25 protein-coding genes are annotated in these 23,708 nt (G+C 68.9%); 7 read left to right on the plus strand and 18 right to left on the minus strand.

All coding sequences use genetic code 11. The annotated features are described in order from the left end of the window. Positions 1-191 precede the first annotated feature (191 nt). Positions 192-944 carry an SDR family NAD(P)-dependent oxidoreductase gene (locus tag GZ64_RS0103935; RefSeq protein ID WP_029265225.1) on the plus strand — a complete coding sequence of 251 codons (753 nt, stop codon included), beginning with the start codon at positions 192-194 and terminating at the stop codon, positions 942-944. A 154-nt stretch (positions 945-1,098) separates the two neighbouring features. Here the strand turns inward: GZ64_RS0103935 and GZ64_RS0103940 are convergent, their stop codons facing one another. Both GZ64_RS0103940 and GZ64_RS0103945 read right to left on the minus strand, forming a co-directional pair. Continuing rightward, a complete protein-coding gene (locus GZ64_RS0103940; protein WP_021198419.1) occupies positions 1,099-1,425 on the minus strand; it encodes a DUF7882 family protein in 327 nt (108 codons plus the stop codon). 66 nt (positions 1,426-1,491) lie between these two features. Next, on the minus strand, positions 1,492-1,935 hold the full coding sequence (locus GZ64_RS0103945) for a MarR family winged helix-turn-helix transcriptional regulator (protein ID WP_029260137.1): 444 nt from the start codon (positions 1,933-1,935) through the stop codon (positions 1,492-1,494). Positions 1,936-2,063: 128 nt separating this feature from the next. On the opposite strand from GZ64_RS0103945, the gene GZ64_RS0103950 reads away from it, so the two are divergent. Continuing rightward, positions 2,064-2,306, plus strand: a complete 243-nt coding sequence (locus tag GZ64_RS0103950) for a hypothetical protein (protein ID WP_021198421.1) — start codon at positions 2,064-2,066, stop codon at positions 2,304-2,306. Next, positions 2,306-2,860 (plus strand): MarR family winged helix-turn-helix transcriptional regulator, encoded by a 555-nt coding sequence (locus tag GZ64_RS0103955; protein ID WP_021198422.1) that lies wholly within the window; start codon positions 2,306-2,308, stop codon positions 2,858-2,860. Before GZ64_RS0103950 ends, GZ64_RS0103955 begins: the two co-directional genes overlap by 1 nt. A gap of 4 nt (positions 2,861-2,864) precedes the next feature. Here the strand turns inward: GZ64_RS0103955 and GZ64_RS0103960 are convergent, their stop codons facing one another. The 3 genes from GZ64_RS0103960 to GZ64_RS0103970 form a co-directional block, all read right to left on the minus strand. Beyond that, positions 2,865-3,182, minus strand: a complete 318-nt coding sequence (locus tag GZ64_RS0103960) for an ArsR/SmtB family transcription factor (protein ID WP_029260139.1) — start codon at positions 3,180-3,182, stop codon at positions 2,865-2,867. After that, positions 3,179-3,682, minus strand: a complete 504-nt coding sequence (locus tag GZ64_RS0103965; RefSeq protein WP_231479823.1) for an SRPBCC domain-containing protein — start codon at positions 3,680-3,682, stop codon at positions 3,179-3,181. Before GZ64_RS0103965 ends, GZ64_RS0103960 begins: the two co-directional genes overlap by 4 nt. Before the next feature lie 198 nt (positions 3,683-3,880). After that, a complete protein-coding gene (locus GZ64_RS0103970) occupies positions 3,881-5,104 on the minus strand; it encodes an MFS transporter (protein ID WP_029265228.1) in 1,224 nt (407 codons plus the stop codon). Positions 5,105-5,261: 157 nt separating this feature from the next. Between GZ64_RS0103970 and GZ64_RS0103975 the strand changes: the two genes are divergently transcribed. Next, on the plus strand, positions 5,262-6,878 hold the full coding sequence (locus GZ64_RS0103975; RefSeq protein WP_051667844.1) for an SDR family oxidoreductase: 1,617 nt from the start codon (positions 5,262-5,264) through the stop codon (positions 6,876-6,878). 26 nt (positions 6,879-6,904) lie between these two features. On the opposite strand, the gene GZ64_RS0103980 is transcribed toward GZ64_RS0103975, so the two are convergent. From GZ64_RS0103980 to map, 5 genes are all read right to left on the minus strand, one after another. Next, positions 6,905-8,905 (minus strand): BCCT family transporter, encoded by a 2,001-nt coding sequence (locus GZ64_RS0103980; protein ID WP_021198427.1) that lies wholly within the window; start codon positions 8,903-8,905, stop codon positions 6,905-6,907. 134 nt (positions 8,906-9,039) lie between these two features. After that, the gene (locus GZ64_RS0103985) at positions 9,040-10,734 is read right to left on the minus strand and encodes an ABC1 kinase family protein (protein ID WP_029265230.1); all 1,695 of its coding nucleotides are present in this window, start codon (positions 10,732-10,734) and stop codon (positions 9,040-9,042) included. 45 nt (positions 10,735-10,779) lie between these two features. Then, positions 10,780-11,415: a PadR family transcriptional regulator gene (locus tag GZ64_RS0103990; RefSeq protein ID WP_029265231.1), complete on the minus strand. Its 636-nt coding sequence runs from the start codon at positions 11,413-11,415 to the stop codon at positions 10,780-10,782. A 43-nt stretch (positions 11,416-11,458) separates the two neighbouring features. After that, positions 11,459-11,977 carry a hypothetical protein gene (locus tag GZ64_RS0103995; RefSeq protein ID WP_029265232.1) on the minus strand — a complete coding sequence of 173 codons (519 nt, stop codon included), beginning with the start codon at positions 11,975-11,977 and terminating at the stop codon, positions 11,459-11,461. A gap of 44 nt (positions 11,978-12,021) precedes the next feature. Then, a complete protein-coding gene (map, locus tag GZ64_RS0104000; protein WP_029265233.1) occupies positions 12,022-12,795 on the minus strand; it encodes a type I methionyl aminopeptidase in 774 nt (257 codons plus the stop codon). An 87-nt stretch (positions 12,796-12,882) separates the two neighbouring features. Here map and GZ64_RS0104005 point away from each other — a divergent pair, with 87 nt between their 5' ends. Together GZ64_RS0104005 and GZ64_RS19390 are read left to right on the plus strand one after the other, a co-directional pair. After that, on the plus strand, positions 12,883-13,161 hold the full coding sequence (locus GZ64_RS0104005) for a helix-turn-helix domain-containing protein (RefSeq protein ID WP_029260145.1): 279 nt from the start codon (positions 12,883-12,885) through the stop codon (positions 13,159-13,161). A gap of 242 nt (positions 13,162-13,403) precedes the next feature. Continuing rightward, on the plus strand, positions 13,404-15,035 hold the full coding sequence (locus GZ64_RS19390; protein WP_168441089.1) for a glycosyltransferase family 2 protein: 1,632 nt from the start codon (positions 13,404-13,406) through the stop codon (positions 15,033-15,035). Between the two features lie 115 nt (positions 15,036-15,150). Here GZ64_RS19390 and GZ64_RS0104015 read toward each other — a convergent pair whose 3' ends face one another. The 8 genes from GZ64_RS0104015 to GZ64_RS0104050 form a co-directional block, all read right to left on the minus strand. Next, positions 15,151-16,419 carry a hypothetical protein gene (locus GZ64_RS0104015; protein WP_029265235.1) on the minus strand — a complete coding sequence of 423 codons (1,269 nt, stop codon included), beginning with the start codon at positions 16,417-16,419 and terminating at the stop codon, positions 15,151-15,153. Between the two features lie 127 nt (positions 16,420-16,546). Beyond that, positions 16,547-17,416, minus strand: coding sequence for a 3-methyl-2-oxobutanoate hydroxymethyltransferase (gene panB / locus GZ64_RS0104020; RefSeq protein WP_029265236.1), 870 nt, complete (start codon positions 17,414-17,416; stop codon positions 16,547-16,549). Then, on the minus strand, positions 17,413-18,312 hold the full coding sequence (gene panC, locus GZ64_RS0104025) for a pantoate--beta-alanine ligase (protein ID WP_029265238.1): 900 nt from the start codon (positions 18,310-18,312) through the stop codon (positions 17,413-17,415). The genes panB and panC overlap by 4 nt, the downstream gene beginning before the upstream one ends. Then, entirely contained in the window at positions 18,309-19,085 is a 777-nt protein-coding gene (locus GZ64_RS0104030; protein WP_029265239.1) for a DUF2520 domain-containing protein, read from the minus strand. Before GZ64_RS0104030 ends, panC begins: the two co-directional genes overlap by 4 nt. A gap of 220 nt (positions 19,086-19,305) precedes the next feature. Beyond that, positions 19,306-20,736 carry an MFS transporter gene (locus GZ64_RS0104035; protein WP_029265240.1) on the minus strand — a complete coding sequence of 477 codons (1,431 nt, stop codon included), beginning with the start codon at positions 20,734-20,736 and terminating at the stop codon, positions 19,306-19,308. Between the two features lie 107 nt (positions 20,737-20,843). Beyond that, a complete protein-coding gene (locus tag GZ64_RS0104040; RefSeq protein ID WP_029260152.1) occupies positions 20,844-21,410 on the minus strand; it encodes a TetR/AcrR family transcriptional regulator in 567 nt (188 codons plus the stop codon). 87 nt (positions 21,411-21,497) lie between these two features. Then, positions 21,498-22,025: a hypothetical protein gene (locus GZ64_RS0104045; protein WP_136025486.1), complete on the minus strand. Its 528-nt coding sequence runs from the start codon at positions 22,023-22,025 to the stop codon at positions 21,498-21,500. Positions 22,026-22,098: 73 nt separating this feature from the next. Next, positions 22,099-22,398: an ArsR/SmtB family transcription factor gene (locus tag GZ64_RS0104050; RefSeq protein ID WP_029260154.1), complete on the minus strand. Its 300-nt coding sequence runs from the start codon at positions 22,396-22,398 to the stop codon at positions 22,099-22,101. An 82-nt stretch (positions 22,399-22,480) separates the two neighbouring features. Between GZ64_RS0104050 and GZ64_RS0104055 the strand changes: the two genes are divergently transcribed. Beyond that, positions 22,481-23,701, plus strand: coding sequence for an MFS transporter (locus tag GZ64_RS0104055; RefSeq protein ID WP_029265241.1), 1,221 nt, complete (start codon positions 22,481-22,483; stop codon positions 23,699-23,701). The last annotated feature ends 7 nt before the right edge of the window (positions 23,702-23,708 follow it).

Consider the following 23,708-nt stretch of genomic DNA (forward strand, 5'->3'; position numbering starts at 1 on the left):
CGACCAACGACCGCCCCGGCCAGGCTCGTCGGGACGCCTGCTCCGGCAGAGTCCGCTGGTGCCGGCGGCCTCGCGTCGCCGACATCCATTCACGTGAATCCACTCCACATTTTGAGGCGTAGGCTGGAGTGAAGGACGGACCGTCCGAGAAGATCTCCCGGCACCGCGCCCGCCCGGAAGTGGAGTCACTCGTGGCTCAGTACGACGTCTCGAACCGCTCGGCGATCGTGACGGGAGCAGGCAGCGGAATCGGACGCTCGACCGCTCTCCTGCTGGCGAAGAACGGCGCATCCGTCGTCGTGAACGACCTGAACGCGGAGCACGCGAACGCGGTCGTCGAAGAGATCCGCGCTGCCGGCGGCACGGCAGAGGCTTCAGTCGGCGATGCGACGGATGCGGCCTGGATCGCTTCTTCCATCGAACTCGCCAACTCGCTCGCTCCCTTGCGCATCGGCGTCAACAACGCGGGCATCGGCGGCGCCAGCGCTCCGACGGCCGAGTACGAGGACGAGGCGTGGGACAAGGTCATCGCGATCAACCTCAACGCGGTCTTCCGCAACATGAAGGCACAGATCCCCTCGATCCTCGCGAACGGCGGCGGCTCGGTCGTGAACATCGCCTCGATCCTCGGCAGCGTCGGCTTCGCCGGCTCGCCCGCCTACGTCACCGCCAAGCACGGCGTGGTCGGCATGACCAAGTCGGCGGCGCTCGAGTACTCCGCCAAGGGCGTGCGCGTGAACTCCGTGGGCCCCGGTTTCATCGACACCCCGCTGCTCGCGAACATGGGCGACGAGGCGAAGGACTTCCTCGTGAGCAAGCACCCGATCGGACGCCTGGGCCAGGCCGACGAGGTCGCGAACCTCATCGCCTTCCTCGCCAGCGATGCGGCGAGCTTCATCACCGGCAGCTACCACCTCGTCGACGGCGGATACACCGCCCTCTGACAGAATCGACGCTCGGCCATCGGGACCCGATTCTCGATGGCCGAGCGTCAGAAGCGGCGACGCGAACCCCCCGGTTGCGTGGCCGCGCACCTCCCCGCCCGCGAGCTGCACTGCTTTGCCCAGGAGTGCATCGGCGAGGGAGGCGAGCTTGTCGTCAGGCGACGGCGTGCATCACCCTCGCGGAGGAACTCAGTGGCGTGAAGTCGATGTCGGTGAGGTCGAGGCCCCCGGCGCCGCTCGCCGCCGCCATCATCTTGACCAGCACCGGCCGCTGCAACTCCACGTCGGCGTCGATCGTGAAGCGGACCGGGATCGAGGCGTGCATCCACAGCGTCTCGGTGCGCGAGTCCGAGACACGCAGCGTGAGCGGGAACGACTCGCCGCGGCGAAGCTTGGTGACCGCCACGAGACGGAGGTGAGAGAGCACCTCGTCGTCGACCTCGAACGTCTGCGACTCTCCGGCATAGCTGAGCTGACCCATGACTCCTCCTCCGATTTATCTCTCGGAAAATAGATTACTAGTTTAGCTAGCTAATTGGAAGTCGGCTCAGGTCAGATCCGAGATCTCCTCGGTGAGACGTCGCAGGAACCGTGAGATCACCGCGAGCTGGTCGGGTGTGAACTCGCTCTCGATCCCCTCGACCCGCCGCGAGATCTCGTCGGCGGGAGAATGCAGGTCACGCAACGACGGGCGCACGATCTTCGAACGCGCGTCCTGGGGATGGGTGGAGACGACCACCTGGCCCCTTTCCGCGAGTCGACGGAGCACCGATGTGACGGCGGCGGTGCTCACGCCCAGATGCCCGGCCAGGTCCCGCGGCGTCACCGGACGATCGGCGGGCGCTTCCGCGATCAGACGCATGGCGGCACGATCGGTCTCGTTCGGCTGGCGCCCCGCAGCGAGCCGGCGCCCGAGCCGCGCGTCGGCACGGCGAAGCGCATCCACCTCCCGCGCGAGTTCCGGTGTCGCGATCTCCAGCCTCTGCCCCATGTCACCACTCCCCATCTCCGCCGCCCCATGTTACCTCGACGAGCTGATTACTGGACTGTCTAGCAAAATGGGCGATCATCAGGCGCTTCCGACGGTGAGAGGATGGAATCACGACGAGAAGGGACGTCATGGTCGATCCAATAGACCTCAAGGATGAGAGATACGTCCGCTACGCCGACCTGCTCGACCAGCTGCACCAGCAGTTCCCCACAGCCGGTCGCGAGCGGATCGCGCGCATCATCACCGCGGAGAACGATGCGATCACGGGCGGGTTCCTGCTCGTCGTCCCCGCCGAGGTCGCAACAGGGGCTGTCGAGATGCTCGAACGCGAGACGGCGCTCAGCGCAGACGGCGGAGAGGTGGTCGCCTGATGAACGACTCCCAGGAGTACGCACGTTCGGGCTACTGGTACCCGGACGGAGAGAGCGCCAGCACCGTCGACGTGCTCAACATGCTGCGACGCTACCGCGCAGCCGAGACCGCCATGCGCGCACGCACGCGCTCCTCGATGGGCATGAACGAGACCGACCTCATGGCGCTGCGATTCCTGCTCAGGGAACAGCGCGCCGGGCGGATCGTCCGACCGATCGACATCGCCAGGATGCTCAACATCTCGACCGCATCGACGACCACGCTCATCGACCGCCTGGAGAAGGGCGGCCACGTCCGCCGAGAGGCGCACCCCACCGATCGCCGCGCGGGCGTCGTGGTCCCGACGGTGAGCAGCGACGAAGAGGTGCGCGCCACCCTCGGCGCGATGCATCGCCGCATGCTGACGCTCGTCGACGAGCTCTCCGATCAGGAACGTGCCGTGGTCACCCGGTTCCTCGCCGGGATGACGGCCGCGATCGAGGAGGCGTCCGACCTCGACCAGGAGCTTCGCGACGTGATCCGCGACCAGGAAGGCTCCGAAGCCGCGGAGTGACGCCCTACAGCCCCTCTGCGATCTGCTTGATCGCGGCGAGGCGGCGGTCCCACTCGCGCCCGATCACATCGAGCCTCGCGGCCGTGGCGGAGAGCTCGGCGCCGACCACACGGAAGCGCACCTCGCGCCCCACCGGCACCGGCTCGACGAGACCCACCTCCTGCAGGACGGCGAGGTGCTTCGCGATCGCCTGCCGAGACACCGGAAGACGCCCGGCGAGGGCGGATGCCGACGCATCGCCCTCGCCGAGAGCCGTCAGGATGCTCCAGCGCGTCTCGTCCGCGAGCGCCGCGAACACGGGCAGCAGAGTCTCCGTGGTCACGCTTCGCCTTCCACCAGTGCGACCATCTTGTCGAGCTCCAGGTCCCAGCCGGTGCGGTGGGACTCGAGGTTCGAGAGCGGATCCGACGTGCGCTCGAATCCGCTCTCCACGACCGTGAGCCTGGTGCCGCCGTCGGCCTCTTCGAGGGTGAAGGTGAACACGGTCGAGGTCGACTCGTCGATGCTCTCCGGCAGCTTCCCGAGCGCATCGTCGTTGTTCCAGCGGTAGGTGATGCGTCGCGGTTCGTCGTACTCCTCGACGCGCAACGGGATCACGTCGTAGTCGGGGAAGGTCATCGTGCCGGTGGCTCCGACGCCCGCACCATCCAGCACCGTGCGCCCGAACCAGCGGGAGATGTGCTCGGGCTCGGCCACCGCTCGCCACACCTTGTCGACGGGGGCTGCGATCTGGATGCTCCGCCGAACGGAGAAGGTCTCCTCATCGACGACGGATGCCTCGTTGTGGGTCATGTTCACCACGATGGGTCCTTTCGTGGTCACCTGCATGCTTCGCCGGCCGATCGGCCAGCTGCAACTCTAGAGTTGCACATGCGATCCTCTTGCGCAACCCCCGGGTTGCACGCAAGATCCCCAGCCGCGCCAGGCGGCGGGAGTGTTCCCGAATGCAGGACGAATCGCCGCGAGAACACCCTGCACCCGCCCTCCCGACATCCAAACGACACCCGCACCTCAGGGAGGTCAGCTGCGCGGTCGGCGCTTCTCCAGGAACCCCGCCAGCAACACGGCGACGAGAGCGGCGACCGGGGCGACGAGGAGCCCGGCGCGCAGGCTCTCGTTCTCGGCGATGTATCCCACGAACGGCGGGGACAGCAGGAAACCGAGGCGCAGCAGCCACGAGACGACCGTGAGCCCCACGCCGGGCCGCAGCCCCGGCAGCTCGTCCGCGGCATGCATGGCCGCGGGGATCAGAGTGGCGATGCCGAATCCGACGGCGGCGAAACCCAGGATCGTACCGGGCACGGTGGGGAACGCGAGCGCAAGCGTCATGCCGGCCGCGGCGATGAGACCGCCGACCCTGGCGACCCACCGCTGCCCGAAGCGATCCGTGAGCGGATCGCCGATGATCCGGCCGACGAACTGCGCGCCGACCAGGGCGATGAAGCCGAGCGGCGCGATCGCCGCGGCAGCCCCGAGCGAATCGGCGAGGTACAGCGTCGCCCACGAGTTCCCCGCATCCTCGGCGACGGCACCCGCCATCGCGATGAGGGTCAGCGCGATGATCGCGATCACGGTGCGCGGGGTCACACCGCGGCGCACCGCACCAGCGAGGTCGACGGGCTCCACCGCCGCCTCATCGGCGACCTCGTCGTCACGGCCAGGGAGGCAGAACCGCAGGGCGACGAGAGCGACCGTGGCGAAGACGGCCGTGGAGATGCCCAGGTGCACACCGAGCGGCAGCTGCAACGCGATCGCGACTGCGGCCATCGCGCCGCCCAGGACCGCACCGATCGACCAGATCGCGTGGAAGCCGTTGATGATCGAGCGCCCGTAGCGCCGCTGCACCCGCAGGCCATGGGCGTTCTGCGCGACGTCGGTGATGGCGTCGGATGCTCCACCGAGGAAGAGCGCGACGGCGAACAGCACCCCGGACGGCGCGAGAGCCGCCGACAGCAACCCGAGGCTCGTGAGCACGGTGCCGATGACGGCGATGCGCGACGACCCGAAGCGCCGGATCAGCACCGCCGCGAAGAGCCCGGCAGCGATGGCGCCGGCAGGGAAGGCGGCGATCGCGAAGCCGTAGCCGAGGTTGTCCAACCCGAGCGCGGACTTGATCTCCGGGTAACGCGGCAGGATGTTCGCGAACAGGGCCCCGTTCGTGAGGAACAGCGCGGAGACGGCGATGCGGGCGCGCCGGGACGCCTGATCCGGCTCGGATCGTCGAATCGATTCGATTGAAGCCATGTCTACGATCGTACGGGGCGACGAGGGGCTCTGCCCACACGGATCCGCGCCCGGCTCCACGGACGGCGACCGCCGCCTGCGCACCGCCCTCCTACAGACCGCCGCCGCACCCCGCAACCCCGTTCCGCGCGTCGGACGCCCGGCCTACGCTCAGGACATGCCCGAACTCACCCAGCCCACCGGTCGCGAAGAGACGCTGCGCGCCATCCCCCGCGACGACGGCTCCGCGCCGCGCGCCCTCGTCCTCGGTGCGACCGGATACATCGGAGGGCGGCTGACCCCGCGCCTGCTGAACGCCGGATACCGCGTGCGCGCGCTGGTACGGGATGCGGCGCGGGCGGCATCCTTCCCCTGGGGTCCGGACTGCGAGATCGTCGAGGGGTCGGCGGATGACGCGGACGCCGTCGCCGCGGCCATGGACGACGTCGACGTCGTGTACTACCTGATCCACTCGATGTCTGCGGGCAAGGGCTTCGAGGAGAGCGACGAGCGAGCCGCGACGACGGTCGCCGAGGCGGCGGCCCGCGCGGGCGTGCGTCGGATCGTCTACCTCGGCGGCCTGCATCCGGACGACGCGAAGCTCTCACCGCACCTGCGCTCGCGCGTGCACGTGGGCGAGATCTTCCTGCGATCCGGCGTGCCGACGCTCGTGCTGCAAGCGGGCGTCGTGATCGGATCGGGCTCGGCGTCCTTCGAGATGATCCGTCATCTCACCGACGTGCTGCCGTATATGCCCGCGCCGAAGTGGGTGCGCAACCGCATCCAGCCGATCGCTGTGCGCGACGTGCTGCACTACCTGCTCGGAGCGGCGCGGGTCGACCCCGACGTGAATCGTGCGGTCGACATCGGTGGCCCCGACGTGCTGCGCTACGGACAGATGATGAACGGCTATGCGGTCGAGGCCGGGCTCCGGCAGCGTGCGATCGCAGCCCTCCCGGTGCTGACCCCCGGCCTCGCATCGCACTGGGTGAATCTGGTGACCCCGGTGCCGCGGTCGATCGCCCGCCCGCTCGTCGCGTCACTGCAGAACGAGTGCATCATGAAGGACCACGAGGTCGACGAGCTCATCCCCCGCCCGGAAGGCGGGCTGACTCCCTACCGCCGCGCGGTCGATCTGGCGCTCGGTCGAGTCCGGGGCGACACGATCGAGACGAGCTGGCAGGACTCCGAGGTCTCCGGCGCGCCCAGCGACCCCCTGCCGAGCGATCCGGAATGGGCCGGACGCACGGTCTTCACCGACTCCCGCTCGGTCACCACGAGCGCCTCCCCGGCGGAGCTGTGGCGCGTGATCCTCGGCATCGGCGGCGAGAACGGCTGGTACTCCTCACCGCTGCTGTGGGCGGTGCGGGGGTGGATGGACCGCATCGTCGGCGGCGTGGGCCTCAGCCGCGGACGCCGGAGCCGCACCGCCGCCCGCGTGGGTGACGCGATCGACTTCTGGCGCGTCGAGGCCGTCGAGACGACGGATGCCGGATCGCTCCTGCGCCTGCGCGCCGAGATGAAGGTGCCGGGCGAGGCGTGGCTGGAGTTGCGTGCCGTGCCCGACGACGAAGGCGCCCGCTACGAGCAGCGCGCGATCTTCTTCCCCCGCGGCCTGACGGGTCGGCTGTACTGGCTCGCCGTCCTGCCGTTCCACGGCGCCATCTTCGCCGGCATGGCCGCACGCATCACGGCCGCTGCCGAAGAGGCGAAAGAGGCGCAGGCATCCGTCGCGGCGACCGGCGACCCCGCCGATTCCGGCCGACCCTCGGAGAAGGTGCCTGGTCCGGCGTGATCGCCTGATCTCCGCGCCGCTCCGCTTCAGTCCGCGCGACGCTGCTCCGGATCGACCGCGGCATCCGGAGAGACGGGGCCGTCCTCCAGCGCCGCGTCGACGACCGCATCCACCTCGGCCGGCGGGATGATGTCGATCGCCTCGGTCGCGGCCTCGTAGACCTCGGCGAGCGAATCGTCGACGGTGGACTCGTCGATCCAGTCGAGATCGTCCTCGGAATGGTCGTACGCGACGGGCACCAGCGCGAAGTCGTCGCCGTACTCCTCGAGTCCCGCCATGACGCTGTGCCGCACCGCGGCCTTGGCGTAGCGCTCGCGCAGGATCAGAGGATCACGCCGCAGGTCCTTCATGAACGCGACCATCATGAAGGCCATGATGATCGCGAACGGCAGCGCGGCGATGATGGTCACGTTCTGCAGAGACTTCAGACCGCTCCCCTCCTCGCCGGTCACGAGCAGCACGGCGGCGATCACACCCACCAGCACACCCCAGACCACTGCGACCCAACGCGCCGGCTCCGGCCTCCCCTGCTGCGAAAGGGTGCCCATCACGAGCGACGCGGAGTCCGCCCCGGTGACGAAGAAGATCGCGATCAGCAGGATGAGCACGACGCTGGTGATCATCGAGAACGGGAGGTTCTCGAGCACGCCGAACAGCACCTCTTCCGGCGGATCGACCGTGAGGTTCGCTCCGCCCATCTGCTGCTGGATCGCCGTGGTTCCGAAGATCGCGAACCAGACGAGCGAGATGGCGGACGGGACCACGATGACGACCGAAACGAACTGGCGCAGTGTGCGTCCGCGCGAGATCTTGGCGATGAACATGCCCACGAAGGGCGACCACGAGATCCACCAGGCCCAGTAGAAGATCGTCCAGCTCGACAGGAACGTCTGAGCAGCCTCGCCCTGCGAGGCCGAGCGACCGATCATCTGCGGAAGGTCGCCGATGAACTGCACGGCCACCGAGGGGATCACATTCAGGATGAGGAGGGTCGGTCCGACGAAGAAGACGAAGAACGCCAGCAGGAGCGCCACGACGGCGTTGATGTTCGACAGCGCACGGATGCCCTTCGAGACGCCCGACACGGCGGAGGCGATGAAGCAGGCGGTGAGCACGGCGATCGCCGCGATCAGCACGCCGTTGCCGAGCGGCCCCGCGCCGCTGACGATCTCGACACCGTGTCCGATCTGCAGGGCGCCGAGTCCGAGCGATGCGGCGGTGCCGAACAGCGTCACGATGATCGAGAAGATGTCGATCGTGCGTCCGAGGGGCCCGGTCGTGCGTCCTTCGCCGAGCAGCGGGGCGAAGATCGAGGAGATGAGCGGGGTGCGACCGCGACGGAAGGCCCCGTACGCGATGGCGCCGCCGACGAGCGCGTAGAACGCCCATGCCTGCGGGCCCCAGTGGTAGAGCACCTGGGTCTGGGCCGTGTGCATCGCGTCGAGGGTGTTCGCCTCGACGGTGCCGGGCGGCGGGTTCTCGAAGAAGTTCAGCGGCTCTGCGGCGCCCCAGAAGACGAGACCGATCCCCATGCCCGCGGCGAACAGCATCGAGATCCACGAGAACATCGAGAACTCGGGCTCTTCGTCGTCACGACCGAGCGGGATGCGTCCGTAGCGGCTGAAGCCGACGAACAGCATGAAGACCAGGATGACCGTGGCGATGGTCGTGAAGAAGAAGCCGAAGTACTCCACCACCCAGTCGAGCACGGTGCGGGTCGTGCCGGCGAGGTTGTCGCCCGCGAAGACTCCCCACGCGATGAAGGCGAGGGTGAGGGCGACCGCGACGCCGAACACGAGCGGGTCGGTGCGATAGGTGCGCCCGGTCTCCTCGACCGAGACACCGGGCACGAGCGCCGGGTGCACGCTGCGGGGTGGGACGGCGGCGATGTCGCGGACGATCTTCCGTGCCGTCTCGGTGGCCTTGGCGGGGAGGCGGTTCGCTCCCGTACCGACGGCATCCGTGCGGGGGCGCGGAGGATTGTGTCCTGCGGAGCGTTCGTCGGGCTTCTCGTCAGGGGTCTCCATGGCATCCCATCCTGTCACGTGAGGTGGCCACGCACGGAGGCGAAAACCCAGACGACCCTCGCGATCCGCGGCGTGTCGGCGCACGGCACGCCGGACGGATGCCGGATGACCTGGGTTTCCCGGGCGTGCCGTTTCTACCGCGAGCGGCGCCCGCCGAACACGGAGTGCAGCAGCGGAAGCGCCGAGACGCAGATCAGGGTGATGCCCAACGGCGCGATCGAGGGGACGAGCAGCGCGCCACCGATGAGCATCGCGGCGAAGAGCACTCCCGACGCGATACGGCGGGCGATGCCTTCGAGCCGATCGAGTCGGCGTTCCAGACGGGAGGTGTCGAACGTGACATTGCCGTCGTCGATGCGCGTGATGATCTTGTCGATCCGGCCGGGCAGATTCCACGTGGTGGCCATCGTGCCCATCGCCTGGTTCGCGAAGGCCTGCACGATGTTCCCGCTCTCGTCGCGCAGCAGACGACCGGCATAGGGTTCGGCGGCATCCCAGACGTTGAAGGCGGGATCGAGCCCGCTGCACATGCCCGACGTCAGCGAGACGGCACGGATCAACAGCAGCATGTTCTCGGGCAGCTGCAGCGGAAGCGAGCGCACCATGTCGCCGAACTCCTCCGCGAAATCGCGGAACTCGCGCGGATCGACCTTGCTCAGCTCGGCGAAACCCATGCCGCCGAAGCGGGCGAACAGCGTGCTCAGAGCCCGTTCGAGTTCGGCGGTGTCGGCGGAGGGCAGCAGCACGCCGATCTCCTGAGCCGCGGCGACGAGGCCGCGACTGTCACGCCCGGCGACCGCGATCAGGAGTGTGCGCAGCCCGTCGCGGAGACTCGCCGGGATCTCGGCCATCATGCCGAAGTCGATGAACGTGAGGCGGAATCCCGGCCCCGGCTCTCCGTCGATCGACGGCGCCGGAGTGACGAAGATGTTGCCCGGGTGGGGATCGGCGTGCACGAAGCTGTGCGTGAACACCTGGTCGAACATGACCTCGGCGAACACCGCGGCGACCTGCGCCGGATCGATGCCGGCCGCGCGGAGGGCGTCGGTGTCGTTGATCTTGATGGCCGTGACATCCGACAGCGTGAGCACCCGACGGGTCGACCGCTCCCACACGATCTCCGGGGTATCGACGTGAGGGTCGTCGGCGAAGTTCTCGCGGAAGCGTTCGGCACTCGCCGCCTCGTGCAGGTAGTCGATCTCCTCGAGGCTGGTCTCGGCGAACTCCTCGACGAGCGCCGGGGCGTCCACCCGGTCGGCGACGATGCGCACGCGGGTCAACCAGCGAGCGACGCGCCGCAGCGCCGCGAGGTCGACGGCGACGATCTCGTCGATACCCGGCCGCTGCACCTTGACCACGACCGCTCCGAGACCGGTGTCGGCGGCGTCGAGGGCCGAGAGCCTGGCGCGGTGCACCTGCCCGAGCGAGGCGGCGGCGAGCGGCGTGTCGTCGAACCAGGCATACGCGCGCTCGAGAGGGATGCCCAGTTCGGCTTCGGCGAGAGCGCGGATCGCCGGCGTGGGCACGGGTGGGACCTCGTCCTGCAGCCCTTCGAGTTCCTTCGTGATCTCGGGCGGCAGCACATCGAGGCGCGACGACATGAACTGGCCGACCTTGATCATGAGCCCGCCGAGCTCGACCGCGAGCACATGGAAGCGCCGTGCGAAGGTCTGCATCCGCTGGCCACGGGTGCGCTCCGCGATCCTGCTCATCCCGAAACGCGGGAGGACGAGCTCGAACCACCAGATCTTGAGGAATTCCCGGCCCGCGAACGACAGGATGCGACGGTACCTGGCGCGGTGAACGCCCTGTGCCGCAGCATCCGTCATCGCGTGGCTCCTTCGCAGGTCCCCGCTCGATGCCGCACTGCGCGGTCAGTCCTGCGCGAGGATCGAGTACAGCCTACGGCGGGCCTCGTCGAGGACCTCGATCGTCTGCTGCACCTGCTCGGGCGAACCGCTCCGGCCGACCTGGGCTGCGGCGGCGGCGAGGTCGACGCCCGCCTTCGGCAGAGCGTTGAAACGGGCGCTGTCGCGGTGCCCGTCCTTGGCGGACGACGCCTCCCACGGAGCAGGGGTCTCGGAGTTCTCCTCGGACACGGCACGGCCGGCCTCGGTGAGGGAGTACGTCTTGCGACCGTTCTGCTCTTCGGCCTCGATGAGTCCTTCATCGGCGAGCAGCTGCAGCGTGGGGTACACGGAACCGGCGCTCGGCTTCCAGGTGCCGCCGCTGCGCTCGGCGATCTCGTTGATGATCTGGTAACCGTGCATCGGCTTCTCGCCGAGCAGGGAGAGCACCGCCGCGCGGACATCGCCGCGGGCCATGCGCGAGCCGCCGGAGGGGCGGGACTCGAACGACTTGCGGAGCTGGTCCATGGCTTCGAAGATCGCGGATGCCGGGCCGCCGGGGCCCGTGCCGAAGCCGGATCCGCCGAAGAGTCCGCCGGGTCCGCCGTTGCTCCCGGGGCCGCTGTTGCCGCCGAACGGGTTGGAGGGGAATGCGTTGTTCATGATGACCTCCTGCTGTGGTGAACGATACTCAACGATATATCGTTCACCCTGAGGGTGGGGTGGGAGTTTCCGATGCGTCGACCCCGTGGATGACACCCCATGTCTTCGTCTTCGCATCGATGAGAACGGGCAGCTCGGCGTTCGGCGCTGCACGCCCGGCGGCGATGCATCGGCGGTCGCCGCACGCGTGCACCAGGTATTCGCGGCCCTGCTCGGGCTCCGGAAGACGCAGCTGCAGCTGGTACCGCACAGCTTCGTCGGTCGTCTCGAACGCCCCGACGACCGGCAGCTCGACACGGACCCCCGACTCCTTCAGCGTGACGGTCTCGTCCGCGTTCACTCTCGCGTTGATCCAGAGCCCGATGCCCAGCAGCACCATGAGCAGGCACCCGAAGCCGAGGAGGGCCAGCTCCCACCACCACGCAGACAGTGAGGGGAAGCTCAGAGCGAAGCCGATCACTCCCGACGCGACCAGCAGGCCGGCCGTGATGCGTTGACCCCAGGCGCCGCGACGGCTCGTGAGATCCACCTGAGTCCAGTCCAGAGACGCCGCGTCGCGCATGGCACCCACTGTAGGGGCCGGGCCCCCGTCAGCGCGACGGCCGGTCAGGGCGAGGGGAGGGTGAGGATCTCCGCGCCGTGCTCGGTGATCGCGATCGTGTGCTCGCTGTGGGCCGTGCGGCATCCGGTCGCACTGCGCAGAGTCCACCCGTCCGCATCCGTGCGGAGTTCATCAGTGTCGGCCATGACCCAGGGCTCGAGGGCGAGCAGGAGCCCCGGGCGGAGCGTGTAGCCGCGGCCCGGACGCCCATCGTTCGCGACGTGCGGATCCTGATGCATGGTGGAGCCGATGCCGTGACCTCCGAACTCGAGGTTGATCGGGTAGCCCTCGGCCCTCAGGACCGAGCCGATGGCGTACGAGAGATCGCCGATGCGCGCCCCCGGGCGTGCGGCGGCGATGGCTGCGGCGAGCGCACGCTCGGTCGTCGCGATCATCGCGAGGTCTTCGGCTGCGGGGTTATCGCCGACCACGAAGCTGACGGCGGCATCGGCGGAGACTCCACGGAGCGTGAGGGCCAGGTCGAGCGTGAGCAGGTCGCCGTCGGCGAGTCGATAGTCGTGAGGCATGCCGTGCAGAACGGCGTCGTTCACAGCCGTGCAGACGTAGTGCCCGAAGGGGCCCCGCCCGAACGACGGCGCGTAGTCGACGTAGCAGGATTCGGCGCTGGCCTCCTCGATCATCTCGCGGGTCCATCGGTCGAGGTCGAGCAGGTTCACGCCGACCTCGGCGCGGGTCTTCAGCGCCTGCAGGATGTCGCCGACGAGCGCACCGGCGGCCCTGGCGCGGACGAGCTCCTCGGCGTTCAGGATCTCGATCATGGGTGTTCCTCCGTGTCGTTCGATGCGGCTTCGCGGATCCAATAACTATCCCGGTAATACTATCCCGGTATTAGAATGGGCGTCATGATGGTCCGCATGCCTCTGAGCCCGGCCGACGTCGAACGCGGCGAGCGTCTGGGAGCGTTGCTGCGCCGCGCACGCGGTGAACGATCGATGCTGGCGGTCGCGCTGGATGCCGGCATCTCCCCCGAGACGCTGCGGAAGATCGAGTCCGGCCGCGTGGCCACGCCGGCCTTCTCGACCATCGCGGCAGTGGCCGATGTACTGTGCCTCTCGTTGGATGCGGTGTGGGCCGAGGTCGGCTCGCGCTCCGCAGACTCGGGCGCGCAGAGAATCGCCTCCTGAGCTCCGGATGAGCACGGGCTTTCGTCCCCTCCTCTGCTCCAATTCTCCGTCGCGGCCGCCCGTCGTTCGATCCCCCCTTCCTCGTGTCGCGTGAACCGCGCACACGCCCGGCCGTCGCGCAAGCCCGGTGACGCACACAGGAAGTCGTGTTTAGCTCGGGGGATTGTCGACTTGGGGGAGTGAGACGTTTGTCACAGAGTGATCGGCCGGAGAAGAGCAAGGCATCCGCGGACAACATCCGCGTGAGTGTGATCGTCCCGGTGTACCGGCCCGGGCCCTCGTTCGACGACCTCATCGCGTCGCTCGATCGACAGACCCTCGGCACGGCCTCGCTCGAGGTGCTCCTGTGCGACGACGGCTCGGGCGAGCCCACCGGTGCACGTCTGGCAGCCATCGCCCGCGACCGCCCCCATGTGCGGGTGCTGTCGCTGGAGCACTCCGGCTGGCCCGGCATGCCTCGCAACCACGGCGTCGACGCTGCTCGCGGAACGTATGTGCAGTTCGTCGACCAGGACGACTACCTGTTCGACGGTGCGCTCGAGAAGCTGTGCGATTATGCCGACCAGCACTCGTCCGATGTGATCGTGGGCAAGGAGGTGGGCATCGGCCGTCGTCTGCCGAGCCGGATCTTCAGCCACGACGTCCCCGACGCGGTCCTCGGAACCGACCCGCTCCTGGAGATGCTCACCCCGCACAAGATGTTCCGCACTTCCTTCCTTCGGGCGAACGGCATCCGCTTCCCCGAAGGAAAGGTGCGCCTCGAGGATCACCTGTTCGTGATGCAGGCGTACTTCGCCGCGTCGACGATCTCGATCCTCGCGAGCGAACCCTGCTACGCCTGGGTCAAAGAACCGGGCAGCGCGAGCTCTTCTCGCATCGACCCGGAATCGTACTTCCCCCATCTCGAGACGGTGCTCGATCTCGTCGAGGCGCACACCGAACCCGGAAAGCTCCGCGATCGGCTTCTGCGGCACTGGTTCCGCGGCAAGATCCTGAAGCGGCTCTCCGGTCGACAGATGGCCCGCTATCCGGACGACTACCGCGACCGCCTGCTCGACGTCGTCACTCCCCTGGTGCAGAAGAAGTTCGGGCCGGGCGTCGATGCCGGTCTCGGCCTGCCGCATCGGATCCGCGCGAGCCTGCTCCGCGCCGATCGACGCGAAGACCTGTTGGCGCTTGCGCAGTTCGAGGCCGGGATCACCTGTCACGCGGCGGTGACCGAGGCACGCTGGTCTCGTGGAGGCGGCCTGCACCTGACGCTGCGCGTGACCCTCACGAGCGAAGGGCATGATGCCTTCGTCTTCGAAACCACGGTCGTCGAAGTTCCTGTGGCGGAATCCCCGGACCCGGACCCCCGGGCATCCGTCTCCCAGAACTCCGTCCCCCGGAACTCCGTCTCCAAGAAGAAGAAGGTGACGCGCCTGATCTCGCTTCCCGTCTCGACGATCGACGGCCTTCCGGAGACCCTCCTCGTCGCCGACCGCGAGCTTCGCAATGATCGGGTCGACCTCTTCCTCACCGACGGTGAGACCGGTGCCGAGCGCCGCATCGGAGGCCGCCACCCTCGCAACCTCGACGCCGCCCGCGTATCGATCGACCCTGTGAGGGTCTTCGGCCCGGACGACGAATCGCGTGGAGGCGCTCTGACCGTGAAGGTCCGGCGCGCGGGATGGACCTTCGAGACGCCACTCGTCGCCGCCCCGGCGGTGCTCGCCCGCGCGGGAAAGTCGCCCCTGCTTGCCGGCCGAAACTGCACGCTCGCGGCCAGGGATGACGGCACGGTCGAGCTTCGCCGCGAATGGCCGGGCGGTCGCCTCAAGGACTTCGCCGGACGCGCTGTCCGTCGGGTCCGAGCACTCGCGCGGCGCCGCTGACGCCACCCCACTCCGGCGCTCTCCTTCACCATCCCCGCATCGGCGCGCCTGCCCACCGCCAGCCCTGCCCGCCACCAGCCCTGGCAGCCGTCAGCCCTGCCCGCCACCAGCGGAGTCACCGCAGAGCCGCTCGTGCGACGACGCGCATCGCTGGAGTGATCGAGCCGAAGGCTCCCGGCGATGAGAGTGCGCACAGGATCTCGATCACCCGCCCCGCCGCGTCTCGGTGATCGAAACGGCGGTCCGCACCGTCCTCCTGACGCGATCGCAGCGACCATTCGAAGCCCCATGCTCCGCCTCGTCGCCCCTCCGCTACGGCCGCCTCACCGCGTTCGATGAACTCGGAGAGCTCATCGAACGTCGCGGCCGAGCCATCGGCGACGGCCAGCAGCGCCAGGGTCACCGTGCGCGGCTGCCCGCTGGGGAACATCCCCTCTCTTCCGATCGCGCGGACGGCCTCGACGATCCGCGCGAATGCACGCAGCTCGCCCTTCGCCAGTGCCTGCCCGCGGTGAGTGACCACGACGCGCCTGCGAAATCGGCGGACCGCCTTCGTGCGACGCGCGAGCAGCGCCAGGGACTCCGCGGGGTCGGGCCGGCCGGGCGGCGCCGCGTCCGGCCACCCGAGGGCCTCGACGGCGCGGGCTGCGACCGGGCGAGGCAGCCATCCGTCCGCCGGATCCTGCTCGACCCCATCGACACCGATCTGCGCCACCAGCGCCCGCACACCCTCCGTCACGGTCTCCACCGTCGTCGAACCAGCCGTCACCGAATCACCCGTCACCGAATCGGGCGGTGCGGCGTCGATCAGCCCTGTGTCATCGAGGTGCGCGAGAAGAGCCAGTCGACGCACCGGACTCAACGACTCGCACAGCGACGCCAGCGGTGAGGGGTCGCGCAGGGCGTCGCCGACCACTCCCCCCATCGACGGGTCGAGGCGCGGCTGCACCAGGCCGAAGCGCTGTGCGAGCTCGAACTCCACATGCTCCGCCCGGAACGGCGGTCGTCGCGTCTGCCAATCCCCCGGAACCCGCTCATCCTCGTCAGCAGGGCCCGCATCGACGACGGTGACCCGCGGATCGCCCATACGGGTCTCGAACGGACCGGTGATCGTCACGTCGACCGACTCGGCGACGCCGGGGATCGACACCTGCTGCGTGCGACATCGCCAGGGCAGGAGATCGATGAGGGGTGGCGGGTCGGCTTCCTCCTCGCTCTCCGGGACGTCGGGTTCGCGCCCGAGACTGAGGCGGTACGCCTCCACGACCCAGTAGGAGGGGGCGTCGCGTGGCACGCGGATGACTCGGGTGAGTTCAGGACGATCGGCGACAGACAACCCGACGTGAAGTGCCCACGTCACGTGCACATGCTCAGAGAGGTTCATCCGCGCAACGCTAGAGCGCCACCGACTGCACTCCCCGCCCCGGAAGCACAAGGTGTCGACAACTCGTCGAACACGGAGGCTGTGCAGGAGAGCCGCAACGACGAGCAGCCGCGCGGCCGCACGCGATCTACCGTTCGGCGAGCAGTTCGACGAGACGCGCCGCCTCGCCCTCCGGCATCCGGTACCCATGCTCCGTTGCCGGGTAGATGCCAGCGCGCACCTCGGCCGTATACGCCTCGACACCCGTGATCGCGGCGGCGCGCAGATCGGCGTAGCGCTTCACGAACTTGGCGGCCCCGCCGTCGTAGAGACCGAGCAGGTCGTGGAAGACGAGTACCTGCCCATCGGCATCCGCACCGGCGCCGATGCCGATCACCGGGATGTCGAGCCGCGGCACGAGGGCGGCGGTCACCTCGGAGGGCACCGCCTCGACCACGAGCATCGAGCACCCGGCCGCCTGCAGCGCGAGGGCGTCGTCGATCACGGTCAGCGCGGTCTCGGCGGTGCGCCCCTGAGCACGGTATCCACCGAGCGCGGTGGCGGTCTGCGGCGTGAGCCCGACATGTCCGACGACCGGGATCCCCGCCTGCACGAGCGCACGCGCCCGGTCGACGGTCGTGCCGCCACGTTCGATCTTGACGAGGTCGCAGCCGGCCTCTTTGACGAAGCGCTGCGCGGTCGCGATGGCGATCTCGTCGGAGGCCTCGTACGATCCGAACGGCAGATCGCCGACGAGCAGCGGAGTAGTGAGTCCGCGCCGCACAGCCGCGGTCAGCATGAGCATCTCGTCGACCGTGACCGGCACCGTGCTGTCGTAGCCGAGCACGGTCATCGCCGCGGAGTCGCCCACGAGCACGATATCGACGCCGGCGGCCTCGACGATCTGCGCACTCGGGTGGTCGTAGGCGGTGACCATGACGATGGGTTCACGAGCCGACCTCTTCGCGGCGAGGGTCGCGAGGGTGACGCGGGGGCGGGGATCGGCGTGAGCACTCATGCGCGAGTCTCCGTATCGGTGGGATTCGTGTCGATGGATTCCGCGGCATCGGCGACGCGCAGGACGTGGTTGTCGATCAGACGGGCAGCGCCCACGTGCGCGGCGACCGCGAGAAGGGCGTCACGGTCGACACGAGCGAGGGGGCGGAGCGTCTCGGCGTCTCGGAGTTCGAGGTACTCGGGGTCGATCTCCGCCTCGCCGAGCACGTCGCGCGCGGCGGAGAGGATGCTGCCCGCGTCGCGGTCACCCGCCTCGAGTATCGCGAGCCCGGCGTCGAGGGCGCGGTTCAGCGCCACCGCCTGTGCACGAGCGGCGGAGTCGAGGTAGACGTTCCGCGAGCTCATGGCGAGTCCGTCCGCCTCCCGCACGATGGGACACGCCACGATCCGCACATCGAGATCGAGGTCGCGCACGACGCGACGCACGACGAGCACCTGCTGCGCATCCTTCTGCCCGAAATAGGCGGTGTCGGGACGGACGATGCCGAACAGCTTCGTGACGACCGTGGCGACGCCGTCGAAGTGGTGCGCCCCGCGGGTCGCGCCGTCGAGAACATCGGTGAGGCCCGACACGTGGATGTTCGTCGCGAAGCCGTCGGGGTAGATCTCGGGCGGGGAGGGGGCGAAGAGGATGTCGACGCCCTCGGCTTCGGCGAGCGCGGCATCGCGCGCCTCGTCGCGCGGGTAGGCGCTGAGGTCTTCGTTCGGGCCGAACTGGGTCGGATTGACGAAGAGCGAGACCACGACGAGGTCGGAGCCCTCGCGCGCGGCGCGCATGAGGGACAGGTGACCCTCATGGAAGGCGCCCATCGTGGGCACGAGGCCCACCGTCTTGCTCTCGGCTCTGGCGTCGCGGATCGCGGCCCTGACCTCGGGGATCGTGCGGAGGATTCTCATGCGGATGCCTCCTCGGTTTTCGTGATGGGGGTGCTGGCAGCAGGGCGCGCGGCGATCACACGCGTGGCTGCAGCGAGCGCGTCGAACAGATTGGAGAGGTCGAGCTCTTCGGCGGCAGCGCGTTGGCGCGCGACCGTCGCCTCGTCGCCGCGGGCGATGGGCCCGGTCAGGACAGGTGCGGCGCCGTTCGTCGCCCAGTTCTCGACCGTCTGGTGCACCAGCGGGGCCAGGAGCGCCCGTGCTTCATCGCGGGGGATGCCCGCCGCCGAGGCCAGGCCTTCCGCGGAGTCGAGCACGGTGAGGACGAAGTTCGAAGCGAACGATGCCGCCGCGTGGTAGCTCGCGCGGTGCGCGTCATCGACCTCGAAGGGACGCGCACCGAGGGCGACGGCGAGCTGTTCCCCGATATGACGCGCTTCGGATGTGCGGCCGGCGATCGCGGCGCCGATGCCGCGGAACACCTCGGGCCCCTCCGCGCCGGTGAAGGTCTGCAGCGGATGGAGGCTGAAGTCCACATCCGTGAGCGCAGTTGCGCCGGAGACGTGCCCGAGGAAGCCCGCGTGGGGCCGTGCGTCGACGGCGGCCCCGGTGATCGCCGCGTCCGGGACGCACAGCAGGACGATGTCCGCATCCGGGATCCGTTCGTCGCGTCCGACCGGCCCGAGCACCTCGATCTCGGCGGACCGCAGGGCCCGCGCGAGTACGCGTCCGAGACGGCCGGCACCGACGATGGCGATGGTCGTTCCTGGCGCAAGAGAGAAGGATGTCTGCATGTCGATTCCCGGAGCCGGTTGACGAGGTCCGGGTGCCAGAAGTATCTGCCTCGCGCGGCGTCCGATCCAAATCCTGGAGCAGAATGCCAACATAGATGTATGCAGGTGTTGTCTGTTTGCGCGAGGAATAGGTCGGTGAATTGACATTGCGTCATTCGGCACGAGCGGCGAACCCCTGGGGCGCATCTGCACACCCCAGGGGTTTCATCCGCCTCGGTGTTCAGTCCCGAGGCCAGACCGCGACAATCACCGCCCCGAGAACCGCCAGCCCCGCCGCGCCGAGGAAGAGCCAGGAGAAGCCGCCCGTGAGGGCGACTGCGGCCGATGCCCCATCTGCCGCAAGCCCTGCGGTGCGCAATCCGGCGACCGTTCCGAGCACGGCGAGCCCCACTGCTCCACCGATCTGCTGACTCGTGTTGATCAGGCCACCCGCGAGTCCGGCCTCTCCGCCGTCGACACCGTCGACGGCGAGCTGGGTCGTCGCCACCACGGCGCCACCGAGTCCGATGCCGATCAGGAGCGTCGGTCCGAGCAGCTGCGCGAGGAACATCGCGTTGGACGGAGCAGCCGCGAGCCAGACGAGGCCTCCCGCGAGGACGAGCAGAGCCCCGATCAGCACCGGTCGCGTGCCGACGCGACCGATCACGGCGGGAGCGACGCCCGCGACGAGCACGAGCACGCCGGCGAGAGGCAGCTGCGACAACCCCGCGGCGAGAGCGTCGTAGCCGAGCACGGCCTGCATGTAGACGGAGAGGGCGAAGAAGAGCGCGACCATCGCTGCACCCCCGAGCAGCATCACGATGTTGCCGAGCGCGAGGTTGCGGTTGCGGAACACCGACAGCGGAATGAGAGGCTCCGAGCTGCGGCGCTCGATCACGACGAAGCCGGCGCCGAGCAGGAGCGTCGCCGCGAACAGCACCAGGGGCAGCGGGTGCAGGAATCCGAGCTGTTCGACCGCGCTGAGGCCCCCGACGAGAGCGACCAGCGCAGCCGTGACCGTGACGGCACCTGCAGCGTCCAGACGGCCGGGGATGCGGACGCCGTCGCGCGTGACGAGCAGCGGGATGGCGATCAAGACGAGTGCGCCCACCGGCACGTTGACGAAGAACACCGACTGCCAGCCGAGAGTCGCGGTGAGCACTCCACCGAGCAGGACGCCGGCCGCCGAGCCGATTCCGGCGACGGCGCCCCATACACCCAGCGCCTTGGTACGCTCCCGGTCGTCCGGGAACAGGTGGGTGAGCAGCGCCAGAGCCGCCGGGGCGAGGAGCGCTGCGGAGGCGCCCTGCAGGGCGCGGGCGCCGAGGAGCATCTCGCTCGAGACGGAGAGCCCGGCGAGCGCGGATGCCACGACGAAGCCGGCCGTCCCGATCAGGAAGACACGGCGGTGCCCGTAGCGGTCGGCCAGGCGTCCGCCCAGAAGGAGGAGTCCGCCGAAAGCCAGCACATAGGCGGTGATCACCCAGGCGAGAGCGGTGGTTTCCATTCCGAGCTGGTCGCCGAGGACGGGGAGGGCGATGTTCACGATCGAGGCGTCGAGCACGACGAGGAACTGCGCGAGGGCGAGGACGCTGAGGGCGAGCCAGCGACGCGTGCTGCGCGGTTGCGCGCCAGAGCCGGCCGCGGTGGTCGTGGGGGTGAGAGTGGTCATGAGGTGCTCCTGTTCTTGTTCAGGGTTCGTGTCTGGATCTCGGCGTAGAGAGTGATTACTCACTCACTCTTGAGGGCATGCGAAGAAGGGCCCACTCCGGGGAGGGATCAGCCGGGGTGCGTGATCCCCTTCGTGAGTAGGGCGACCCATTCCCCGGGGCGCCCGTCGAGCTGGGTGGTGACGATCAGGTGGCAGAGCTGCCCATAGGCGATGAACCGCTGCACATCATCGTCGTCTGCTCGCGAACGAGTCTTCGCGAATGTCGTGACGCGCTCGAGCCCGGCTCGAAGCGCCTCGCCGATCGCGGGGATCTCGGCCACCGACTGCGCGTGCACCTGCAGCATGAGCAGCGTCCGGTCGGAGATGAGGTGCGCGTACGCATCCCCCATCGCGTCGAGGACCCCCTCGGGCGACGCATTACTCGCTGCGTCCGCCCCCTCTTCCAGGGCGGCGACGATCGCGTCGAAGCACGCTTCCAGCGCGACGACGAACAGTGCCTCCTTGCCGGAGTACAGCTTGAAGACGTAAGCCGGCGAGATCTTGGCCTCGCGCGCGACGTCGGCGACGGTGGTGCCGTGATACCCGCCGCGTGCGAACGCCGCCAGCGCCGCCGCGGCCACGAGGGGCTTGCGGGCGTCTGCCGTGGAGAGGATCGAACTGCGCGTGGTGGACATATGAGTGACTGTACACTCACTCTCCCTGGCGGGCAAGCGCTGAGAGCTCAGGCGCGAAAACGGCGTCGCCCCTCCCCGCGCCGACCGTCACGAACAGAAGTCGTCGGCGAAACGCTCGAACTCCTCGCGACTCACGATCGGGTCGTCGGACGAATCCCAGATGTCGGATGCGAACATCCCGATGGGCGTGAACACCTCGCCGGGCTGCACGTCCGCCAGCTCACTCGCTCCGAACTGGCCCGAGACCGCGTTCTCTCCGTCGTCTCCGTAGGCCGTCAAGAGGAAGAGCACATCCGAGCCGAGGGTTCTCTCCCGAAACGGCATGGCGAGTTCGGCATCCCCCACGATCGGCGCGGGCATCGGGTATTCCCTGGCCTTGACGTTTTGCCACCCGTTGTCGTCGGGCTGAGATCCGAGCTCGGAGTCCGGAGGGAACGAGTTGATGGCCTGCAGGTTGAGAAGATCGACAGACCCGTGACAGAGGCGCACGAGCACTTCGAGGGAGCCATCCTCCTGCCGGAGCAGACCGAGAGTTCCGGTTGCGCCCGGGGTGCACGCCGTGAGCGCAAGCAGTGGCGTGACGAGCAGCACCGCAGCGACGTGCCGAGTTTTCATGAAGGCACATTATCCGCCTGCACACGCGACGACCGCGAACGTATCTCAAACGTGATGGCGGGATCCGCGAGGCCTACAGCACCGAGTCGAGCAGCCCGGGAAAGAGCGCGTCGAGGTCGTCGCGTCGCAGCGTCAGCATCCGCCGGCGTCCGTTCGGCTCGTTGCGGATGACGCCGGCTTCGCGCAGCACCTTCATGAAGTGCGACTTGGTCGACTTCGGGAGATTCGGGTCGGTGGCATGGCAGGCGGCCATGTCGAGGGGGCCGTCGGCCAGCTGGCGCGTGATCGCGAGGCGCTCGGGGTCGCTGAGCGCGAAGAGCACGTCGGTGAGCTGGATCTCGGAGCGCTCCGGATGGGGAAGATCGCCAGGCATAGTTCGAGAATAGTTGAACAATCGACGGATGGCGAGTACGCTCCGATAGTTCGATGATTCTCGAACCTTACGAGGAGACGCCATGACCACGACCGAGCCGATCGTCGCCGTCCCGCAGCCGACCGCACCGCCTCGGCCGCGGACGCGGTTCGGATTCGTCCTGGCGATCGTCGCGCAGATCCTGATGATGGTCGGTGCGAGCGCTCCCTCGCCGTTCTACCCGGTGCTCGCGCAGGAGATCGGCTTCGACGCGATCGTCATCAGCGCCGTGTTCGCCGTCTACGCGGTGGCGCTGCTGCTCACCCTGCTCACCGCCGGCTCCCTCTCGGATCATGTCGGTCGTCGACCGGTCGCGATCGTGGGGTTCCTGCTCCTCGCCGGAAGCATGTTCCTGTTCTGGCATGCGGACGCTGTGGCCATGCTGTTCCTGGCCCGCATCCTGCAAGGCATCGCGAGCGGTCTGCTCATCTCGGCGCTGTCCGCCACGGTCCTCGACTTCGCCCCCGGTGGACGGGCCGGGATCGCCGCCCTGTGGAACGCGCTCAGCCCGGGGATCGGCCTCGCGCTCGGCGCACTCGCCTCGGGGGTGATGCTCGACGTCAGCGGCGAGGCCCTGCTCGACGTGTTCGCTCCACTAAGTTCGGCCTACATCGTGCTCGCCGCCCTGTTCTTCCTCGTCCCGGAGACCGCGCCCCGCACGCCAGGAGTGTGGGCATCGCTGAGCTTCCGCCTGTCGATCCCGTCCGCGATCCGGGCCGACTTCTGGCGGGGCGCTCCGGCCGTGATCGCAGGGTGGGCGACGGGCGGACTGTTCCTGTCGCTGGGGGCGAACATCGTGCGGAGCGAACTCGGCGGCGAGGCCCACGTCTGGCAGGGCCTCGGCGTCGTTCTGCTCGCCGGGGTCGGGGCCGTGACGGCGTTCACGCTCCGGAAGATCGCGGCCCGGTCGATGGTGCTGTTCGGCACATCGGCCCTGGCGGTCGGAACCCTGCTGTCCCTGATCGCGCTCGGCCTCGGATCGCTGCCGTTCTACCTCGTCGCGGCCGCTGTGACGGGCATGGGATTCGGCACGGCGTTCTCCGGCGTCGTGGCGTCGCTGGCACCGCGGATCCCGGCGACGCAGCGCGCCGACACGTTCGCCGTGATCTACCTGCTGGCGTACCTCGCGTTCGGGGTGCCGGCCGTGATCGCCGGCTCGCTGGTCGGGATCGTCGGCCTCGAAACGGTGTGCGTGGGGTACGGGATCGTCGTGATCGCACTGGCCGGGATCGCCTTCGCGCTGCGTATGCGCCGCGCGGCATAGAGGCTCG

The organism is Microbacterium sp. Cr-K32, assembly GCF_000708345.1.
In the GTDB taxonomy this organism is placed as follows: Bacteria; Actinomycetota; Actinomycetes; order Actinomycetales; family Microbacteriaceae; genus Microbacterium; species Microbacterium maritypicum_A.

What these genes read in the sequence shown, in the direction of transcription:
- GZ64_RS0103940 (WP_021198419.1), bottom strand. Translation starts at nt 1,425, where the DNA reads ATGGGTCAGCTCAGCTATGCCGGAGAGTCGCAGACGTTCGAGGTCGAC.
- GZ64_RS0103945 (WP_029260137.1), bottom strand. Translation starts at nt 1,935, where the DNA reads ATGGGGCAGAGGCTGGAGATCGCGACACCGGAACTCGCGCGGGAGGTG.
- GZ64_RS0103950 (WP_021198421.1), top strand. Translation starts at nt 2,064, where the DNA reads ATGGTCGATCCAATAGACCTCAAGGATGAGAGATACGTCCGCTACGCC.
- GZ64_RS0103955 (WP_021198422.1), top strand. Translation starts at nt 2,306, where the DNA reads ATGAACGACTCCCAGGAGTACGCACGTTCGGGCTACTGGTACCCGGAC.
- GZ64_RS0103970 (WP_029265228.1), bottom strand. Translation starts at nt 5,104, where the DNA reads ATGGCTTCAATCGAATCGATTCGACGATCCGAGCCGGATCAGGCGTCC.
- GZ64_RS0103975 (WP_051667844.1), top strand. Translation starts at nt 5,262, where the DNA reads ATGCCCGAACTCACCCAGCCCACCGGTCGCGAAGAGACGCTGCGCGCC.
- GZ64_RS0103980 (WP_021198427.1), bottom strand. Translation starts at nt 8,905, where the DNA reads ATGGAGACCCCTGACGAGAAGCCCGACGAACGCTCCGCAGGACACAAT.
- GZ64_RS0103985 (WP_029265230.1), bottom strand. Translation starts at nt 10,734, where the DNA reads ATGACGGATGCTGCGGCACAGGGCGTTCACCGCGCCAGGTACCGTCGC.
- GZ64_RS0103990 (WP_029265231.1), bottom strand. Translation starts at nt 11,415, where the DNA reads ATGAACAACGCATTCCCCTCCAACCCGTTCGGCGGCAACAGCGGCCCC.
- GZ64_RS0103995 (WP_029265232.1), bottom strand. Translation starts at nt 11,977, where the DNA reads ATGCGCGACGCGGCGTCTCTGGACTGGACTCAGGTGGATCTCACGAGC.
- map (WP_029265233.1), bottom strand. Translation starts at nt 12,795, where the DNA reads ATGATCGAGATCCTGAACGCCGAGGAGCTCGTCCGCGCCAGGGCCGCC.
- GZ64_RS0104005 (WP_029260145.1), top strand. Translation starts at nt 12,883, where the DNA reads ATGGTCCGCATGCCTCTGAGCCCGGCCGACGTCGAACGCGGCGAGCGT.
- GZ64_RS0104015 (WP_029265235.1), bottom strand. Translation starts at nt 16,419, where the DNA reads ATGAACCTCTCTGAGCATGTGCACGTGACGTGGGCACTTCACGTCGGG.
- panB (WP_029265236.1), bottom strand. Translation starts at nt 17,416, where the DNA reads ATGAGTGCTCACGCCGATCCCCGCCCCCGCGTCACCCTCGCGACCCTC.
- panC (WP_029265238.1), bottom strand. Translation starts at nt 18,312, where the DNA reads ATGAGAATCCTCCGCACGATCCCCGAGGTCAGGGCCGCGATCCGCGAC.
- GZ64_RS0104030 (WP_029265239.1), bottom strand. Translation starts at nt 19,085, where the DNA reads ATGCAGACATCCTTCTCTCTTGCGCCAGGAACGACCATCGCCATCGTC.
- GZ64_RS0104035 (WP_029265240.1), bottom strand. Translation starts at nt 20,736, where the DNA reads ATGACCACTCTCACCCCCACGACCACCGCGGCCGGCTCTGGCGCGCAA.
- GZ64_RS0104040 (WP_029260152.1), bottom strand. Translation starts at nt 21,410, where the DNA reads ATGTCCACCACGCGCAGTTCGATCCTCTCCACGGCAGACGCCCGCAAG.
- GZ64_RS0104045 (WP_136025486.1), bottom strand. Translation starts at nt 22,025, where the DNA reads ATGAAAACTCGGCACGTCGCTGCGGTGCTGCTCGTCACGCCACTGCTT.
- GZ64_RS0104050 (WP_029260154.1), bottom strand. Translation starts at nt 22,398, where the DNA reads ATGCCTGGCGATCTTCCCCATCCGGAGCGCTCCGAGATCCAGCTCACC.
- GZ64_RS0104055 (WP_029265241.1), top strand. Translation starts at nt 22,481, where the DNA reads ATGACCACGACCGAGCCGATCGTCGCCGTCCCGCAGCCGACCGCACCG.